This window comes from Paenibacillus curdlanolyticus YK9 (genome assembly GCF_000179615.1).
In the GTDB taxonomy this organism is placed as follows: Bacteria; Bacillota; Bacilli; order Paenibacillales; family Paenibacillaceae; genus Paenibacillus_T; species Paenibacillus_T curdlanolyticus.
The window spans coordinates 186,880-206,170 of record NZ_AEDD01000013.1; the positions used below are offsets into that span (position 1 = coordinate 186,880).

Genomic DNA, 19,291 nt, shown 5'->3' on the forward strand with positions numbered 1-19,291 from the left:
GCTTGCGCCCATTTCCTCTGTCCACTATTACCGTTCTTAGATACGTAAACTAAATAGTCGTATTGATTCTGACTATACTTAGGACTGAATCCTGTTGGATCCGAAAATATTATGTGGATTATTGCTCACATACGTATACAAATTCAAACTCAACGGATTCGTCAATTCTCCCTCATACGAATCCTCACTAATAAACCGCTTATCACCCGGATCATAATACCTTGCCCTTAAATAAATAAGCCCAGATTCATCATCATAGATTTCCCCGCTATACCTAAACGGATTAGACATCTGCTCCACGTAAGACGTGATCTTTCCCCAAATGTCATAATCATACTTGTTCAGCACAGCGCCGGAGCTGTCTCGGATGGCGATCACATCACCATGGCCGTTATACGAATAATACCCAGCCTTGTTCTTCGTGTAATCCACCCGATAGAGCAGCTCATTGCCCCAAATATTACGCCCAACCGGATTGCCGCTGGCATCCAGCTCCTCGATGACTCTTCCGTTCAAGTAAACGTAGCGAGTCTTGACGCCATTGACGGTTTTCGTTGCACGCAAGCCGTCTCCGTAGTACGTGTAGCTTTCGATTATGACATTAATAAATCATCCCACGAACACATCTCCACAAACCAGTAATCTCTCAAAGAGATGCTTCACAGCTCAATAAAATATAACCTAAAAACAGTGAGCATTAAAAAAGACGACTCCTAATGAATTCAGAAGCCGTCAATTCGCTAATAAACATAAAAGAATGACACAGTTCAACGATATAAGTGTAATGATCTAATATTATTCTTTAAATCCGTATTTAGATGGATTAATACGGTATTCTGTAACTGGAATACAGTCAGATAAATCAAACTCTAGGATAACTTTCCCTTTAGCAATGATATTAAGCTCACAACTTCCAAACGGATTATTATTAACCCCGCCAAATGAATATTTTTTCGCAGATTCATCTGGTAATTCCACTAGCCAGCTGTGAGTTAAGTTAATAATTTCTCTATCGTTACTGAGCAAGAGCTTCTTTGAAGCTTTATCGAGTAAGGCAACTTCCAAATCCCCACCTAACACTTGAGAAATCGTAAAAGTTGCCAACCCTACAACATGTAAATCTTCTTCATTATTTAATCGATCAGGTAATTCCATTAATTTATCTTTTCCAAATGAATATATTAAGTCAACTCCCCAGGCTTGAAACGAAACTGTCTGAGGTAATTTTTCGATTGGATTGAAAAAAAGGAGCGCTTCAGATGTTCCAATTAAATCGAATAAATTATCGGAAACGTCTAATGTTACAATCATATTCTCTACCCCCCTATTTTCCTTAATACAATCTGCATCAGTTTTTCTGGATTAATATCAGTGCCATCTGTAGTCTTTGTACCATACTTATAAGCCTCTTCTGCTTTCCCTGTGGAGACAACCTCATAACCCAATAGCTTCAGATCTTCCGCCGAAGCATTATAAAAGACTTTAAACCATGGATTACTAATAGTTCCAACTAGTGTGAAAGTCCCTCCAGGTTTTAAGGCAGCCGTTGTGAAAGAATTAACCGCAGCATATCCATATGGATTAAGAGCAATCATAGCATCAATAGATTCATCTGCGTACGGTAGTGCTTTTGTAGCATCAATAACTAAATCGATTCCTTTGCCTGTCTTAACATCGCTGTTTATTACTCCAGATATAATATTTTCACCTGCTCCAAGATTCAATACCTTCAATGCTTTTGATTCAGTGAATACTGCTTTTAAAATACCACTAACATATTTAATGGCGTATCCTATTGAACGAATAGATGAGGCTACTCCTGTGCCTACGGGATTTGAATTCAAGAGGTTGTCAGCCATAATTTCTACTGCAGCAATTGTAGGAGCTCTATGCGCTATTTGTAACTGCCTGTCAAATTCCCCTTTGGCTCTACATTCATTATCCCAATTTGCACAAGTTGGCCTGCCCATGTTACCAGTTGGATCAGTGTAATTTAAAGGATTATTGTACACATACGTATAAAGGTTCAAACTCAACGGATTCGTCAATTCTCCCTCATACGAATCCTCACTAATAAACCGCTTATCACTCGGATCATAATACCGTGCCCTTAAATAAATCAGCCCAGATTCATCATCATAGATTTCCCCGCTATACCTAAACGGATTAGACATCTGCTCCACATAAGACGTGATCTTTCCCCAAATGTCATAATCATACTTGTTCAGCACAGCACCGGAGCTGTCTCGAATGGCGATCACATCGCCATGGCCGTTATACGAATAATACCCTGCCTTGTTCTTCGTGTAATCCACCCGATAGAGCAATTCATTGCCCCAAATATTTCGCCCAATCGGATTGCCGCTGGCATCCAGCTCCTCGATGACTCTTCCATTCAGGTAGACGTAGCGAGTCTTGACGCCGTTGACGGTTTTCGTTGCACGCAAGCCGTCTCCGTAGTAGGTGTAGCTCGCAGTCGTCGTATCTGTAGAGTAACCAGATAGCTGATTCAGCGCATTATACGAATAGGAACGGCTTGGGATAAACGTTTCTTCCGTATCACTAGCCGAAGACACCAAAGCGGAAATATTACCAGCGCCATCGTAGCTGTAATAGGTATTCTTGCCGCTTGGAGGCTTCTCCTGTTTGATCCGATTCAGATCATCATATAAATAATCTGTTGCTGCCCCGTTCTCATTGATGTTTGTAATATTGCCCATTCCGTCATAGCCGAACGTTTCGCTCCATAACGTCGCGCCGACGCTATTGCTGTGCGTCACGCTTGTTAATTCGTCGAACGCATCCGTCACTCTAACCTGCTTAATGCCATAAGGGGAAGTCTGCGTATACTTATTCGAATTGCTGCTCGTTTCATAGCTGTTCGACACGCCGCCCATGCCCGGGTAGTAGACGGATTTTAATCGGCTCAGGTTATCGTAGGTGTACGTGACGGCTTGATTGTCCGGATAAGTTAAGGTTGAGAGTCGGTCATTGTTGTCGTAGCCCATCGCATAGGTTCTTCCCGCAACAATCTGCTGATCCTGCCGCTTCCACTGATCGTAATGGAATGCCTGGCTTTCATTCTCGCTGGTCGAGATACCCGTTAATAACCTTGTGGTCGGATCATACACATAGTTTCTTGCGTAGACCTGCGTACCCGAAGCGTTCTTGATCGTTTCACTCTCGACTTCATTGTATGCGGTATAGCCGGAAGTATGGGTAAGTCCTTTCTTATCTACGAAACTGTCTAACAGTCCATTTGTCTTGTAAGTATACGCTTCCGATTGCCCGTCAGCATTGGCCTTCTGAATCAACTGGCCGATTTCATTAAACACGTTCGTCGTCTTCGTCTTGGCATTGATTTTCACATTCGTAACCTGTCCGGAGCTGTTATAGACGTAATCGTATTTCTGTCCCAGGCTGTCCCGGACGTTGATCAGCTGACCCTTAGCATCGTAGGCATAGTACGTCGATTGGGATTTGCCGTTAGAAGTTACGTTCATGCTCGACAGGAAGCCCCATGGCGTGTACGCATACGTCGAAACTCTCAGCTTCGTCGGACTTTTTTCCTCTACTCTAATCTTGCGCCCGAGCTTATCGTTGTAGGTCCACGTTTCTTTGCCATCCGGCTCGACGGTCTTCACCGTCTGCTGCAGATTGCCTTCGGCGCCGTTCGTCGCATAGGCAGCGTTGCTGTAATAGAAAGATGTCTTCTGCCCAAGCGGGTCCGTGACCTCGCTGATTTGCCCGTTCGCGCCGTACAGGTAGGTCGTTTTCTGGGCGCTATCGTTATAAGGCAAGGCTGCTTTCAATAAGGAACCGCTGCTGTCCGTTTCGTTCTTCAATATGATTTTGCTAGCCGCTCCAATGCTTCTCATCTGCTTGTCCACTTCGCCGTAAGGCGTAAAGGTCGTGGAAATCCGCTCCCCATCCGGCGAAACGACATCGATCGTCCGATTGGCATCGTTATAAGCATAGCTAGTCGTTCGTGAAGCAGCTGTCGTTACACTGGAAACGAAGGTGTCGGTCAAAATCCGATCTTTATAGTCATACGTATACTCAGCTCGGCTATTGTCTGGATACGTGACGCTTCGCAATCGCTCTAGTTGGTCGTAAGCATATTGCTTCACGATCGTCGACTTGGCCTGCCCGCTGCCCAGCTTGGCGCTTACCGTCTCCTTCGTTACGTTCATGAGCTTGGCGTCGTACTCCAGGTTCATTTCCTTTACGTTCGCGTTCGTCGAATATTGAGCGCCGGTGCTGTTTTCGATAAACCGTGTTGGCAGCTTGCTGGTGGTGTACGATAGATAGTCGGTCGTAACCGTATCCTGCAGCACCTGACTGCTGCTGTTCGGATCGCGGTAGCTGCTCGTCTTCGTTGCTTTATTGACGGTACCATCCGCGTTGTAGACATAGCTTTGCTCAACGCTTGACAAGCCGTCGCTTGCTGTCTGCTTGGTATAACTCACCTGACGATACGGTCCGGCGTATTGACTCTCGACTTTATTGCCGAGCGCATCCTCCTGATAGGTCAGATTGCCGTACGCATCGTACTCGGTCTTAACCAATGTGCTGTACTTCTCGATATTGGCTGGCAGCGTTCGCGAATTGCCGTTCCGCAGGAAATCTTTGATCGCGGCTGGCGTATTATCGTTGGGCGCCCCGTCACCGAACGTTTTCGTTAAATAAGGCTTCGTTTTGCCATCATCGTATTGATAGCTGACGATTTGCTTCGGTGCATTGGCATAGCTATATCCGTTAGCCGTGAAGCTGAGCCCATTCGTTAATGGCACCGTTTCATTCGTAACGGCATCCAACTGGAGCTGGCCAAGCTTCGTTGCGGAATACGCATAGCTTGTTTTCGTTTTGTAATCCCCATAGTAGTACGTAAACGTATTGTTGACCTTGTCGCCGGAACGGAACGCCCCTGCCTGTTCCAGCCGATGGATCGGCAAATATTTGCTATATGGCAAATCCGTTATCCGCTTCTTCGGCCTCATCCAGATTTCATTGGCTTTGGCGGTGTTGTCTGCCGTTACGCTCATTTGCAGCGATTTGGCAGCATTGTCGCTGTTCTTATAGCTATAGAAGATGTTCACGACTGGGAGATAGCCCGTGTATTTGAGCAAATATCCGTCCAAATAGAGATGAACCGTTCCGCGATGAGCATCTCTTTCTTTGTAGGTCGGGTACGACCTCCAATTTTTATCATAGGATGCATATTGAACCGTCGTTTTGAAGCCGGTATCGTCCGTAACATCCTTGAGCAGCAAGCTCAAAGTTTCGCCGTTCGTTGCATGATCGACGTAATCCGACTCTATGCCCGTGCCGTCGCTGTCCTTGACTTCCAGTACGGCGCCTTCCGTATCGTTATAGGACATGACCCAGTCGTCCTCGAAATTAAAATCGACGACCGTTTTGGCTGATGGCTCGTAGTACGTGTACGTTTTTAACGTTTTGCTGTTTACAGCATCGCTTACAGAGGCCAGCCTGTAATACGTAATGACATATTGCGTGTTGCCGTAAGCTCGTCCATTCAATACCAGCGGCTCATTGCTGCCCACATACTCGGTGTTATACACGATTCGCTTGATCAACGCGCCGCTGCTATTGGACACCGATATTCCGGTAATGCGGCTGCCTGAGCCTCTTCGCTCGATGACGATCTTCTGATTTAACGAGTCGGTAATGGTCGTATCCGGATAGGTTGAATCATCGGCGTAGGCGTACGTCACTTTATCGCCATAGGCATTCGCCTTCTCCAGCAGCCTTCCATTCGAATCGAAAAGATAAATAAGCTTGTCATTATTAAGATATAATCGGCTCTCGAATCTTTGCTTCTGGGCGTTGTATACGGAATATTCCATTCTCGCATCTTCATAAGGGCTGCTAATCGACTTATTCGGCGCTGAGGTAAGGAATTTATACGTCGTCCCATCCTCAACCGTAAAGGAAACGATATCCGAGGACTTGCCTTGCATGCCCGTTGTATACATCGCTTTGCCATAGGGAGGCGCATAAGGATACCGATCATCAATCCTCATATCGAAGTCCAGATAGCTCCCGCTTGTCATAGCGGGTAGGTTAAGCGACCAGCCGCTCGCAATAAAATTATTATCTGAGCTGTCGCCTGCATTCGTAATCATATTGACCAGATTATCCGATAGGCTGCCAATATCACTTACGCTGCACGGTGTCGATACCATCCCTTCGCAGCCGTAATACGGACTCCATGTATAGGAGCTGTTAGAGGAATAGCTGCGGACGAGCGAGATATCCAATCCTTCTCTGCCCGGCAGATAGATATCGACATCTCGCTGGTGAAACGCTCGGAGAGTAGGATCAACATCCCCTTGCGTGTCCTGTTGGTACTTGAAGGTAGCGTCCTTCAGCGAGTAAGCCAAATTGTTAGGCGCCGCGGCGGCGGCTATCAAGCTGTTCGTCCCGGCAATGGCATTTTCCCCTTTGCCATACACCGAGCCGGATACCGTAGGCAAGTCGTTTCCATCGCCATACACACTCTCCGTAACGGTTGACGGCGCTTCGTTACGGTAATCCGTCACTAGCGGAGTAAACCGTTGCAGAAGCGCAATCTCATCGCTGTTCATCTTGTCGACCATCGTGCGAATGCTTTGTTCATCCCAGTTTAATAAGCTTTGAATTTGGGTCGGGTCTAGCAGATGCGTTAGCTCGGGGTAAAAGTACGCTGCGGCCATTAGCATGACAGGCGTGAATTGCTGCTTCAACTGGGCAACCTGTTCCGCATCGAAATGCCCATAGGAATAAATGATGGACTCCTCCGAAACGGTGCCGGCATTACTTACAGGCGTATCCACATGATCCCACGCGGCAGTTTGAACGTCCTGCGCTTCAGCCTTGTTCGAGGTCGGCAGCGGGGTGGCTGTTATGATTAAGATTAGTCCGAGTAACAGGAGCGCTATTTTCTTCATTCGTACCCTCTTCTCCTAATTTGTTAATCCTATTAACTATTGAGATAAAGCTTCATATCGTCCTGAAGCTTTATATAAAAGGTTGGCGAGGCATCTGCAAAATTCGTTGTGATTCTCAAATATCTGGCGCTCAGCCCATTGAAGGTAAAGGCATGCACCATTCGCCCGTTGACGACGCTTGCACTGAACAACCACCCCGTAACAGCCGTATAGGTGATGTTATCGTTGCTCTTGTAAATAACGTAATTCCCCTGCGATAATCTCGTCGTGTTATCCGAGTCCGTCAGCTCTGCTTTCGCAATGCCTCTGCTGCTTCCGAGATCGACGCTTACACTCCGATTGTTGGCATCCAATCCGATAAGACCGCTGTAGCCAGCGTTATCAAATGGGCTGTATGCAGGGCTCGTATCCATGTCGCGATACCCCAAAATTTGCTTCGACATGAGTTTCCGAGTCAGATTGCCGTTCGAATCATAGAGCATATCCGTTTGATGGCGATATAAGCCTTTTTGAACATACGTTTGAAGGAGCTGCCCAGGGCTGTTGTACACATATTGTTTAACGACTTGCGACAAATACAGCTGATAGATTGCGGTCATGTACTGCCCGCTCACGCCCAAAACTTTGATGTAGTACACATTGCCGGGCGTAACGGGGAACGTAACCTCCTCCCATTCACCTGTCGGTTTTGTTCCGGATGCAACGACATTCATGGCGGAATCATAGAGGATTACATCATAATTTTTGATTGACGGGACACTAACGGTGACATGATTCACTGATGATAGAGCTGTAAATTTGTAGTAGTCGACATCTGTCGAAGAGGAGATCATCGAAAAATATAACGTCCCATAATTGATCGGCAATGCCGTTGCTGCCGTGTTATCCGGCTCGTTGGCATCCGCAACGGCATATACCGTGACGCTGCTGCTAGAAGCAGAGATGTTCCCGGCGCTATCCACCGCTTTGACCGAGAACGTATACGCTTGGTCCGCCGTCAAGCCCATAACCCTGTAGGTTGTCGTCGTAGATGTACCCGCCAGCGCTGCGCCATTGTAAATCTCGTACCTCGCGATTGTTCCCGCAGTGCTTGTAGATGGCGACCACACTAGCGTAATACTCGTTGTTGTGCTCACCGTAGACCGCAGTCCCGTCGGTGCAGTGACCGTTTCCGCTGCCAGAGCGGATACGGATAATGCGTTGGACCCCGCATTTCCTTTGTTGGTTAAAGCCCCTCCGCTAGGCGCCCCTGCCGCCCCGATTGATGACAATAGCATGCTTCCTATGATACTTCCGACCAAAACGACGTACCGAAACCTCGACCACGTAATGAAACCAGCTTGTCTATTCACTCTCTCTCCTTGCCTCCTGTTAATAGAATCACTTCCTAAAATTCTTCAATATACTACAATATAAAGGATAATTTTACATTAGCTAAATCTGTAATTTATTGTCGACTGAACCGCGATTCGCTAAAGATTTCCTAAAGCGTTCGCTTCATGTTCGCCACTACACCACACTTTAAATCTGCGCAGGGACACTTTAAATCCACTCTATTTCTCCTACAAAAGTCGGATTTTTTAGCTTTACACAAAAAATGATTGATATGGAACCAATTCCATAAATTAAGATAATGATGCTTTAAGAGAAGGTTAAATAGAGAATCAGGAGGAGTGGTAACGATGCTGTCTGCACCATCATTTAATTGCCCCGCTTACCTTGGATCAGACGGAATTATGCGACTAGCGGAGATTGCTTACAAGGATGACAAATGGGCAAGGTTTGAACTGGGCTCGGAAGGCATTTTCAAAAAATCAGGCTCCTATCTCGTACCATCGATTCCAGTAGAATTCCATTGCCACGGTATCGGCGAATACGATTTCAGCAACCTGGACGAGCTGGACATGGACAAAATCAATGCGTTAGCCGAGCGCGAAGGCATTTATTGCGTCCCGTCGATTTTCCTCCCTCATCACCAATTGGATCAATTCGTAGCGGTGATGAAGGCCTTCCATGAGCAAAAGAAAAAAGGAAACTACCCTAATATTCTAGGCATTTCGCTAGAAGGCCCGCTGTTAGCAAGCTTCGCCGGCACGCCGGAGAAGGGAAACTGGGCGCCGCTGAAGGAAGAATGGAAAAAAATCGCTACATGCGGGCAATATGGCTTGTTGTATACGGTGCTTTCTCCCGACGCCATGACGGAAAACTCCTATTTGAAGAAATACATTACGCCGGAGCACCCAAGCATCGAATGGATCGTGGATACGCTGGTCGAGGCTGGCGTCAAACCGGCTTTAGGACATTTCCAGAAAGCCTATCCGGAAGAAACGTCCAAGCTGATTACGAATGTGATCAACACGGCGCAGAAAAGAAGCAATCATGCTGGATCAACGGCTGTATTGACCGACCACTTGTTTAATGACATGCCGAACAATTTCAAGCATACGTGGCGGACGCCGCAAGAGCGGACGCAACGTCTCGAAGGTTTAAAATCCGCTCAGTTAGAGCAATGGAATATAGAATCCGTAAATACATTAGTTGGCGAGGTGCCTGGAACGTTAATTCGAGCAGCAAAGGAGGGATTATTGACGATTTGCATGAATTTCGATAGCGAGCATGTGGATCTTGAGGTAGCTCGGCGTGTAGTTGAGCTTGTCGGCTCACAAGGGATCATTGCCATGACGGATCGGATCGACACCGATGAGATGTGCGGGCAATCGCTGGAGAAAATCGAAGGAAACAACCTATGGTATCAAGGCAAAGGATACGTTGCCGCAGGCTCTTATACGATTGACCGCTTGATGCACAATATTCGTTCGATCGGCTTTAACGAGCAGACCGTTTGGAACTTGACCTCCTTCGTTCCATTGCGGGCGGCGGGTCACCACCTGAATGCACAAGCCGCTCACGCGGCACAGCCGTTCAGCTTCATCGATGAAACCAAAGGCAGAAATCACTTTAAATCGCATGTGCCTGAATTCGTACTAGCTTAATTCACGACAATAGAAGCCCTATCTCATCTGATGAGACAGGGCTTCTTTCTATCGCTGCACAGCCGCGCTTTAAACAACAAAACAGCCGTTACGGCTGTCAGGTGGAGTTTCGTTTAATGAAGCTAAGGTTAAGCTTATTCGTGCTTGGAACATCATGGCTGTGAATCAGGTTATATAACAAATCCGCTGCTGTATTCCCCAGCTCCTTGATCGGCTGATGGATCGTCGACAGCTCCACTACTTTCGATATCGGCTGATTATCGAATCCGGTTACGGCCAGGCTATCCGGTACGCGCACGCCTTGTTTCCTGGCTTCATAGATAATCCCCGCCGCTACATAATCGCTGCCTACGACCATGGCTGTTGGCCGATCTGGCAGACTGAACAATTGTCTAGCGACTTGAATGCCATCCTCTATCGTATACTTCCCATCGAAATACCAGTCCGCATGCCATCGCAATTGATATTTCTGCTGATAATTGAAAAACGACTGCTTCCGATTGATGCCAACGCCGCTCTTCGCATTGCCAATGCACAGGCCGATATGCTGGTGGCCCTGTTCCCTTAGATGATCGAGCGCCAATTGCAAGCCGGATTCGTGGTCAATAAACACGCTTGCAATCGACTTACTCTCCGATACCTCGCACGATATAATCTTGCCGTAGATCGCCATCTCATCAAGCACATGCGGCGGGCTGATGGTAGAGCCTAGTATGAGTCCATCCACAAGCTTATATTTAAGTTTGTTAAAAAACTCAAGCTCTTGATTGCTATCATTGTTAGACTGATGCAGCAATAAGCTATAACCGTGACGATTGCACGCGTCGCCAATACCAGCAATCAGCTGGCTAAAAAAAGGATGGTCGATCTTCGGCACCATGACGCCAATAATATTCGTTTTGCCTTTGGACAAATGAACCGCATTAAAATTCGGCACATAATGCAATTCCTTGATCGCCTGAAGTACAGCATCGCGTTTATCCGCTTTGACATAAGGATGATTATTCAGCACCCGGGATACGGTTGTACGAGACACCTTCGCTTTCTGTGCGATCTCAAAAATATTCGTCATACAGACTTCTCCTCATTGCGGGCAGCATGGACGATTGTACTGGAAAAACCGATCTGGTGAAGCAGCTTGTCGAAGAAATTGATCAGTACGCCAATGCTTAACATCACGATTACGGTTCCCACGCCTACCGGCCCTTTAAGAATAACAGCAAGAATAAGCGCTGAAGCTTCACCGATCGTTTTGGTAATGTAAATTTTCCACCCCGTACGCTCCGTAACCGCCAGCATCAGCTCATCATTCGGAACCGAAGGCAGCTTGGCGCGCAGATAGATCGAGATGCCCATCGCTAAGATGCATAAGCCTGCCAAAAACAATATCCATTGATAAAGCGCAGCATCAAACTTTAAAAACGTGAGCACTTTCAAATTGAGCAGATCCACGAACAAACCAATGATGATGATGGGAATGCCTCCCGCTAGGTTAGGAAACTTCCTCTTTATTACACTATTAACCAGAATGATGAAACCGCCAACAATGAAAACCCATGAACCAACGGTAAGGCCGACATTGTCTGTTAATGCCACATTAAGCGCATCCCATGGCGCAATTCCTGTGTCCGCTTTGATCATGCATACGACGCCAAGCGATAAAATAAACAATCCAATAATATAGATGACGCAACGACCGAGCATACTCATTGTGGATTTCTCCCTATCGCAAGATTTTCATGAAGAAGAGGATTAATATATTGCTCAAAAGCATACGATACGCCGCACTCCTGATTCGAGCGCGTCTGAAAGGCTGCGAACGGAACCAATAATTGATCGGCATTCCCCATCGCGATGCCAATTCCTGCTACCTTGAACATCGGCAAATCATTTAAGTTATCGCCAATGACAATCGTCTGGTACAGCTGAGCGTTATAGTGGCTGCAGGCTTTATGAAGAGCTGCTCCCTTATCTACTCCGGCGCTTGTGATTTCGAGGTTGAACATGCCGGAGCTCGAAACGGTACAGCTTTTTATTTGCCCAAAATGCTGCTTTGCTTCGATTAGTTTATCGTGCTGCGGCGACACAACCATGATCTTCACCACATTCCGATGCTGGTCAGGCTCAAGCGTTCCGGCTGCATACACGAGGCCATACTGCTCGGTCTGCGGTTTAATTTCCTCCCAGAACAAGGCTTCGGAGAATGAAGGCTCCTGATTTGTTACCGCATGAAGCTGTGCTTTAATTTGCTCGATGCCAAGACTCGATACGATGATTCTATCATTCAGGTACACCTGGTAATACATGTGATTGTCGTTTAGCCAACCCATGATCTGCCTGGACGCCGCATCGTCCATAAAGTGCTCGTAGATGACGCGATGATCGACTTCAATCTGCGCGCCGTTGGAAGCAATGATCGGCAAGCTTAAGCCATGGTTATTGAGAATATTGTGGGCATCGAATAAGGCTCTGCCCGTTGCAATCATTACCTTATGCCCCTGCTCGCAAGCTTGCTTCAAGCAGTTTACATCGTCTGCATGGATCGACTTATCTGAAGCCAATAACGTACCGTCCAAATCTATTGCAATAACCCTCATTTGATTCCCTCATTTCTCCATATAGCGAGCTTAGGAGGAGTTTAACGTATGGTACGCGTTTCAGAGCAACCGCTATTTCCGTCTGATCAAGCCCAAATGTCGAAAAAAAAAAGCAGCTGCCATTGCAGCTGCTCTTCTTACTCAAGTTATGGCGTTTGGAAGGTGAACAATTGATTGTCTCCTCCGAAGCTGGTCCACTGTTGAACAACAGCGCCGTTCGCGGTGGAGCTGTTGGAAATATCCAATCCCTTGCCGCTGCTTCGGTTAATGATCTTGTAGTAGCCGTTACCTGCGGAAACGAGCTGCCACTGCTGATTCAAGCCACCGCTACCGGAGACTGTCCACTGTTGGACTTTGGCTCCGTCCGCTGTTGAGCTGCCATCCACGTCCAGCCCTTTTCCGCTGTTCAGGTTGATAATGTTGTAGTACCCATTCCCCGCATCTCTTAGCGTCCATTTCTGATTGTTGCCGCCTGCATAATCCCATTGCTGAATCGTTGCGCCATCGGCAGTCGATCCGCTTGTGACATCAAGTGCTTTGCTGCTGACCTTCGCCGTGATCTGATAAGTGCCGCCTGCAACTGGCGTAACGCCCGTAACCGGTCCAGTGCCTGTAGAGCCGTTGCCTGACCATTTGAACGTAATCGCGCCTTCAGCCGGCACTTGATACGTGAACGATTGGGAGCCCCACTGGATCTTCACGCTCTTCGCGCTTGCTTGACGGTTGGAGAGAATGAGTGCGATCGAACCATCCGGGTTTTTGTATGCAACGTCTTCCATGCTGTCTTGGAACGTGTTCGTATCGATACGATTAGCGCCTTGATCAACGAATTTACTGCTGTGTCCAAGACCGTAGTATTGCGGATTGTAGCTTACATTGTCTGTAGCGTCGGAACGGATCGTGATCAGGCCGCGGTTCGTGCCGTCAATGCCTGCCAGCGCAGGTCCGCCGTTTTGATCCAGCGCGATGTTCCACATGATGTACGATTTCGCCCAATTGCGAGGGAAACGGATCGTGTGCATGATCAAATCTTGGAACATGCCTTTGCTCGTTCCGCCGCCAATCCACGTGCCGCTTCCGCCTTCCGTAAACCAAATGTCTTTGGACGGATACTGGTTATGGAGAGTCGTCAGGTTCGAGTGGCTTAGATTCGAATAATAGTGGAAGGCGCTGCCGCTCACGTAGCTCGAAGCGCTGGAGCTAAGAACCGTAGACGCATAGTTGATATCGTCATAGTTGTGGTCATACGCCATGATTTTGGTGTTGAGCCCGTTCTGGGAGAGCTTAGGACCGAGCACATTGATGAAATTGACCTGCTCGTTCGCTGTCATGACCATCCCTGGCCAGTTCGGGTTAAATTTCGGCTCGTTTTGAACGGACATGGCATAGATCGGCGTTCCCTTCGCGCTGTACTGCTGAAGGTATTTGACCAGATAGTTGGCATAAGCTTGATAAGCATCCGTGCGCAAGGTTCCGCCTGTGTTGCCGTTCAGTCCTTTATTGGTTTTCATCCATGCAGGAGGGCTCCACGGTGCAGCGAACAGCTTGATCCGGCCTTTGTTCACATTGTACGCCTGGTCCAGCATCGGCCGAATATAAGCGTCCTCTCTCCAAAGCGAGAATGAATTTAAATTCATGTCGTCTACATTGTTTGTCGTATCGTCATAAGTCCACGATTCCCAGTTGAAGTCGCTGGCGCCGATCGGCTGGCGCAGCGCGCTAATGTTAATGCCGGAAGGGCCGAACAGATTGTTCATTACTTCCGTTCGTTTGGAAGCCGAGAGCTTATTGGCAAGCAGCCAAGCGGAGCTGTCTGTTAGCGATGCACCAAAGCCGTCCATCGATTGATAAGTCGTTCCATTGTTTACGTTAATCGTGTAGTCGGCGCCGCCGCTGGAGCTCGCGAAATTCACATCGGCTTGACGAGCAAGCCAGGTATTGTTATTCGGGTTCGTTAGCCAAACCTGAACCGCTTCTCCTGCCGCATGGGTTGTGACAGGCAGCGACGGAACCGTCAATGCCAACACCGTGAGAGCGGTTACAATTTTCTTTTTCATCATGGATTTGATTTCCCCTTCTGATTTAGAATCGTTCTTCGAGGTTTCTTCAAGCGCATCGAGCACCTAGGTTTTTGGTTTGTATGCGTTTACATATTTTTGCCCTGCAAATGAACGAGCTGCACGCTGGCCATGCATGCCTTTTTACTTGAACATTGCACCGTATTCGATTCGTTAATTAAGCAAACATTTCGATACTTGAAAATGTAAACGATTTCATTTATCCCTTTAAAAAATACCTAGGCTTAGGACACTCCCCCTTGCTAAGTAACTGTAAACATTAAAAGGAATTCAGCTGTTTCCGGTCAAGAAATCTAGAATTTCTTAACAATCACATCCTAACATGTTTTGAAATCGATTTCAAGATGTTAAGTATAAAACCGTCTTTTAGCCATCAGACTGCCAAGCCGGCACTTAAAAGCTGCCCTAAGGCAGCTTTTATTGTTATAGCGTTTGCGAAGCCCGATTCGCTCTCCCTAGCCCCCGCTGTGTAAAGCTAACGAATGCGTATGCTTTTCTTCCAAGCGCTGGATTAGCCCTTTCAATGCTTTAACCTCTATGTCTCTCACCTCATCAAGCATAGCATATAGTTGGTCAAGCTCCAGCTGATTCCGCAGCTTCATCTTGATAGCAATGTTGCGCAAGCGCGCCGCTTGCTTCTCCAGCTGCTCAAACTCCTGCACCAACCCATAGGGCATATTGATCAGTTGGCTTTGATTCAAATACTGAACGCGGGCAAGCATCAGCTTTTTATGCTCCCATAAGGTCGTAAGCGCAATTAACGGATCAAATTGCTCATAATGCGCATAAACATAGGCAATCCAGCCTTTAATCGTCTCATAGATGGATAGGCCAAAATCATAACAATCCACGTTAACGTTCTGCTTTACGACTTCAGACCTGCAGGTGGATTCCATGTAATCGACCAAATCGTTCAGCAATAACCGGGTGTCCACCTCATGCCATTGAGGCCTGAATGCGAATGCGCCTTCCGGGCACTGAATAAAGTACATCTTTTCATTCCAAAACTCATAATTGCTATTTTGAATCGCTAATTCCATATCGCCAAAGCTAACCTGAATCGTAGTAAACTGCTTATATTTATTGTAGCAAAGAACGTAATACAACTCCTTGTCCTCATCAACTCCGTACACCAAAATATCCTGCGTAACCTGTATGTCTTGATAAAAAGGCGATGAAGGAATATAAAATTTGTTTGCGAACATGTAGACGTATTTTTTGTTAGCGATCGCGCTGCGCACCACCTCCAAAACGGAGCAATTTACCTTTTGGAAGGACGGCGCACTCATCACTTCCAAATCAATCATTGACGTATAATAAACCGGGCTGTCACTCTTGCAAAATCGCAGATCATTGTTGAGATTGCCTAGAAAATCCGGCTTGTTGCACTGTAAATTCACGAAGCTGCTGAATAGCCAGGGCTCATGGTTTTCCATCTTGGTGATGATCGCAAGCATCATTGCATAGTGCATCCGACAATTAATGATCGGCGTCTCATCGATCGGTAAAATTGTTGCCATTGATTAGCCTCCTACATATAAGCATGCACGCTATGTAAGCGAAACCGTTGCATACGAATACATTTTTTATACTAGCAAACAGATATTAGCATTGACTGAAATCGATTTCAACAATTTTAATTAAAAACACCTATCTCTAGGTGTTCAAGCAAACCAACTCGCGTATTTTTGCCTTATATAAGCCAGCTTCGCCTCTGTTTGCACAGCGCCGCCGCCTTCGTGGCCATTAAACGGGTAAATGTTGATTTGCTTCTCGCTCTTGATTCGGTTATACGTGGCGAAAAACATATCGGGCGGGCATACCTCATCCTTTAATGCTACTGAGGCGAACACGCTGCAGGTAATCCGGTCCGCCATATTCATCGTGTCAAAATAGCTAAGCTGCTCCAGCACATGATCCAGCTGCTCCGGATGCTGCTTGATATATACCGTCACCGCCGCAAAAGCGCCATGCATCCCTTCTACGCGCCGTTCCAAATTGCTGTTGCTTGGCACATCCGCCATGGCAAGCACCGGCCGATCATCCAGCGCCGCCATCGCGATCGTGAGCGCTCCCCCTTGGCTTCCGCCTTCTACCACAATCCGCGAGCTGTCAACTTCTGCTTGGGCGCAAGCAAAATCGATCGCCTTCATGCAGTCCATGTACACAAATCGATAGTAATACTCATAGCGGTTATGGACGCCTCTGCTCGCTACATTCATCGCAAATCCGCTCGTAGACGAAGCGCGGCTGCCAGTGGCCCCGCCTTGATCCCTGCAATCAATTGACAAGACGGCAAACCCCATCATGGCCCAATGCATGAAGTCGGATGGCTCCCCCCGATGATGGGTAAATCCATGATAGTGAATCAAACACGGATAACTATCTTTTTGCAAAAAAGCAGGCACGATATACCAGCCGTGAATGGGTGTCCCGTCCATCCCATCATATTGAATATCATAAATATCCACATGCTCAATCGGATGCGCGACCTTACGCTTGACTGGATTGAGCGGAACAGCTCTTGCCTCGCGAATGGTCTCCTCCCAGAATGCATCGAAATTTTCCGTTCTTGTTAATGCCGGCAAGTAAGCGTAAAGCTCTTTCGTCGTTCGATCCATATACCCCATGTCGCTAACCTCTCTTTATCGGTTAAATTCATAGCTTCTATGTTTGACTTCGATATGCCGATGCCGAAATTCCTTCCCATGGTCAAAAAAGTCTCGTAGAACGTATTATCGCATCTCTACCAATTGAAACAAGCCAGCCCTATGCAAGACTAGGGCCGGCTGCTTTTTAGTTATGGCTGTAACGTTATTGGATCGACGGAGAGCCACTCCAGCGCGACCTGCCCGTCAGCTGAGCGAACCACGATGCGGCCGTTGCTTCCCTCCGAGAACAAACAGCCGCTCAATGCAACGGTTTGCCAATCGCTGCCCGTGAGCTCCGCTCGCCCCGCCGCTTTGCCGTCGATCTCAACTTCGACAGTCGCCTGCCCTTCCGGCGCGGCAACGCGCAGCATAACCGTATGCGCAGCGCTGCTCGCCGCATTCACCTCATAAGCGAGCCAATCGCCCTTCGTGAGCCGAACATGCAGCCATTCGTCCGCCTCCCATGCCAAGCCTCGCCCAGGATGGAAGTTCGGCTTATCGCGCTGGCTGTCGGTGAAGCGAATGTCAGTGCCGTCGTCCGAGCGGAAGCCAAGCGTGTGGCTGATTGGCTGCTGGACGCCATAGCTGACGCCTGCACCGTGAAAGCCGTAGAAGATCGCAGGAATGCGTACGGAAGGCCGAAATAGCAGCGCGTTCACGACCTCCGTATGATAAGTGCACGATTCAATCCGCAGATTATCCAGATACGTCCACAAAATCCGCTCCGCCTCGCCGCTCTCCGGCTTTTGCCCCCCTTCCAAGTAGGAAACAAGCTTGTCCCACCCTTCCGGCTGGTTGACGGAGCATGGCGAGTTGATCGTTTCAAGTTTTTTCCACGTCCAGAAATTCCACGAAATATCGTGATCCTCGTATAACCGGAACCCGCCGATGTACCATTCGATATTATTTTCGCCGCCCTCGCCCATATAGATCGGCACATTCCACTCGTCGCGCTTGTCGAGAAACTTCTGAATGCTCGCTGTATCCGGGTTATTCCAATATTTATGGAATTGCAGCATCAGGTTGTTTTCATCCGGCTTCTCTTTGAAAATCGACCAATCCGTCGCCCAATGCGCGCCTTCCAGAATAATCATATGCTTGTCGTCAACCTCGCGAATGGCGCGTATGATATCGAGGTATAATGGCATGATCTGGTCGTTGTACATCGAAAAATATTCCGGCAGCGGCTCGTTAAGCAGATCATATCCGGCTACAATCCACTCATCCTTATAGCGCTCGGCCAGCATCCGCCACATCTCCACCGTCAAGCGCTTGTTGGCCTCATCCTGGAACAGCTCCGGCTGGTCGTTGCGCGAATCGTCGATATTCGCGCCCGTCTGCCCGCCAGGCGCACCGTGCAGATCAAGCACGACATACAGCCGATAGGTTCTGCACCAATCGATCACTCGGTCAATAAGTGCAAGATGCTGCTCATCGAATATAGGCTTAGTCTCTTCCTTCAGCAGCGACCGGGCATTGATCGGCACCCGTATGGAGTTGAAGCCCTCTTCCGCAATGCGGCGAATATCGTCCTCCGCAATATAAACATCATAATAGGTGTCCCAAAATTGCTTCGCCTTGTCTTCGCCGATCAACTCATCAACCATCTTCTCAATCCGCCGCGGGCGGTCGCCCGCTACCGGGAAGCGCCACATGTAACCCTCGGGCAGCAACCAACTGCCCAATCCGACGCCGCGCAGCAAAAACGCTTGGCCTGCGCCGTTTACGATCTTGCGGCCCTCTGCTTTCACAAATCCCTCCACCTCATGACTAATCTTGTTCATAAGTTCATCTCCTTTTGGAATCGTTTTCAAAACGGTACAGAAACTTGCTTAACGCCAATGGCTGCCACCATGGGAATTAGCTAATTTTAGTTAGATTGTTCCCTTATGTATACCCCTCGTTTTTCGGGTCAAGGTGCAGTTTTTTGTTTTTACGAAAAAACGATCTGTTTATACATAAATCAAAGGACAAGAATCGCTCATGAAAAAAGAGGCTGCTGCGCAGCGCGTCGACCACGCC

General features: G+C 47.7%; 12 protein-coding genes. 1 reads left to right on the forward strand and 11 read right to left on the reverse strand.

Going from position 1 to position 19,291, the window contains the following annotated elements; all coding sequences use genetic code 11:
* Positions 1–78: 78 nt before the first annotated feature.
* From PAECUDRAFT_RS26520 to PAECUDRAFT_RS21965, 4 genes are all read right to left on the reverse strand, one after another.
* Entirely contained in the window at positions 79–564 is a 486-nt protein-coding gene (locus tag PAECUDRAFT_RS26520; RefSeq protein WP_006040359.1) for an RHS repeat-associated core domain-containing protein, read from the reverse strand.
* Between the two features lie 231 nt (positions 565–795).
* Positions 796–1,311, reverse strand: coding sequence for a hypothetical protein (locus PAECUDRAFT_RS21955; RefSeq protein ID WP_006040360.1), 516 nt, complete (start codon positions 1,309–1,311; stop codon positions 796–798).
* A 5-nt stretch (positions 1,312–1,316) separates the two neighbouring features.
* Positions 1,317–6,950 carry an RHS repeat-associated core domain-containing protein gene (locus PAECUDRAFT_RS21960; RefSeq protein ID WP_006040361.1) on the reverse strand — a complete coding sequence of 1,878 codons (5,634 nt, stop codon included), beginning with the start codon at positions 6,948–6,950 and terminating at the stop codon, positions 1,317–1,319.
* A gap of 32 nt (positions 6,951–6,982) precedes the next feature.
* Positions 6,983–8,221 (reverse strand): fibronectin type III domain-containing protein, encoded by a 1,239-nt coding sequence (locus PAECUDRAFT_RS21965; protein ID WP_158306268.1) that lies wholly within the window; start codon positions 8,219–8,221, stop codon positions 6,983–6,985.
* A gap of 411 nt (positions 8,222–8,632) precedes the next feature.
* On the opposite strand from PAECUDRAFT_RS21965, the gene PAECUDRAFT_RS21970 reads away from it, so the two are divergent.
* Complete coding sequence (locus PAECUDRAFT_RS21970; protein WP_006040363.1) at positions 8,633–9,943, forward strand: amidohydrolase family protein; 1,311 nt, start codon at positions 8,633–8,635, stop codon at positions 9,941–9,943.
* Positions 9,944–10,040: 97 nt separating this feature from the next.
* On the opposite strand, the gene PAECUDRAFT_RS21975 is transcribed toward PAECUDRAFT_RS21970, so the two are convergent.
* The 7 genes from PAECUDRAFT_RS21975 to PAECUDRAFT_RS22005 all read right to left on the reverse strand — a co-directional run bounded on the left by PAECUDRAFT_RS21975 (position 10,041) and on the right by PAECUDRAFT_RS22005 (position 19,053).
* The gene (locus tag PAECUDRAFT_RS21975) at positions 10,041–11,015 is read right to left on the reverse strand and encodes a LacI family DNA-binding transcriptional regulator (RefSeq protein ID WP_006040364.1); all 975 of its coding nucleotides are present in this window, start codon (positions 11,013–11,015) and stop codon (positions 10,041–10,043) included.
* Positions 11,012–11,653, reverse strand: coding sequence for a YczE/YyaS/YitT family protein (locus PAECUDRAFT_RS21980; RefSeq protein WP_006040365.1), 642 nt, complete (start codon positions 11,651–11,653; stop codon positions 11,012–11,014). The genes PAECUDRAFT_RS21975 and PAECUDRAFT_RS21980 overlap by 4 nt, the downstream gene beginning before the upstream one ends.
* Positions 11,650–12,540, reverse strand: a complete 891-nt coding sequence (locus PAECUDRAFT_RS21985) for a Cof-type HAD-IIB family hydrolase (RefSeq protein WP_006040366.1) — start codon at positions 12,538–12,540, stop codon at positions 11,650–11,652. Before PAECUDRAFT_RS21985 ends, PAECUDRAFT_RS21980 begins: the two co-directional genes overlap by 4 nt.
* Before the next feature lie 146 nt (positions 12,541–12,686).
* A complete protein-coding gene (locus tag PAECUDRAFT_RS21990; protein ID WP_006040367.1) occupies positions 12,687–14,600 on the reverse strand; it encodes an RICIN domain-containing protein in 1,914 nt (637 codons plus the stop codon).
* Positions 14,601–15,073: 473 nt separating this feature from the next.
* Positions 15,074–16,138, reverse strand: coding sequence for a hypothetical protein (locus tag PAECUDRAFT_RS21995; RefSeq protein ID WP_006040368.1), 1,065 nt, complete (start codon positions 16,136–16,138; stop codon positions 15,074–15,076).
* 144 nt (positions 16,139–16,282) lie between these two features.
* Positions 16,283–17,248 (reverse strand): acetylxylan esterase, encoded by a 966-nt coding sequence (locus PAECUDRAFT_RS22000; RefSeq protein WP_006040369.1) that lies wholly within the window; start codon positions 17,246–17,248, stop codon positions 16,283–16,285.
* 170 nt (positions 17,249–17,418) lie between these two features.
* Positions 17,419–19,053, reverse strand: a complete 1,635-nt coding sequence (locus tag PAECUDRAFT_RS22005) for a cellulase family glycosylhydrolase (RefSeq protein WP_006040370.1) — start codon at positions 19,051–19,053, stop codon at positions 17,419–17,421.
* Positions 19,054–19,291: the final 238 nt, after the last annotated feature.

What these genes read in the sequence shown, in the direction of transcription:
- PAECUDRAFT_RS21955 (WP_006040360.1), bottom strand. Translation starts at nt 1,311, where the DNA reads ATGATTGTAACATTAGACGTTTCCGATAATTTATTCGATTTAATTGGA.
- PAECUDRAFT_RS21960 (WP_006040361.1), bottom strand. Translation starts at nt 6,950, where the DNA reads ATGAAGAAAATAGCGCTCCTGTTACTCGGACTAATCTTAATCATAACA.
- PAECUDRAFT_RS21970 (WP_006040363.1), top strand. Translation starts at nt 8,633, where the DNA reads ATGCTGTCTGCACCATCATTTAATTGCCCCGCTTACCTTGGATCAGAC.
- PAECUDRAFT_RS21975 (WP_006040364.1), bottom strand. Translation starts at nt 11,015, where the DNA reads ATGACGAATATTTTTGAGATCGCACAGAAAGCGAAGGTGTCTCGTACA.
- PAECUDRAFT_RS21980 (WP_006040365.1), bottom strand. Translation starts at nt 11,653, where the DNA reads ATGAGTATGCTCGGTCGTTGCGTCATCTATATTATTGGATTGTTTATT.
- PAECUDRAFT_RS21985 (WP_006040366.1), bottom strand. Translation starts at nt 12,540, where the DNA reads ATGAGGGTTATTGCAATAGATTTGGACGGTACGTTATTGGCTTCAGAT.
- PAECUDRAFT_RS21990 (WP_006040367.1), bottom strand. Translation starts at nt 14,600, where the DNA reads ATGATGAAAAAGAAAATTGTAACCGCTCTCACGGTGTTGGCATTGACG.
- PAECUDRAFT_RS21995 (WP_006040368.1), bottom strand. Translation starts at nt 16,138, where the DNA reads ATGGCAACAATTTTACCGATCGATGAGACGCCGATCATTAATTGTCGG.
- PAECUDRAFT_RS22000 (WP_006040369.1), bottom strand. Translation starts at nt 17,248, where the DNA reads ATGGGGTATATGGATCGAACGACGAAAGAGCTTTACGCTTACTTGCCG.
- PAECUDRAFT_RS22005 (WP_006040370.1), bottom strand. Translation starts at nt 19,053, where the DNA reads ATGAACAAGATTAGTCATGAGGTGGAGGGATTTGTGAAAGCAGAGGGC.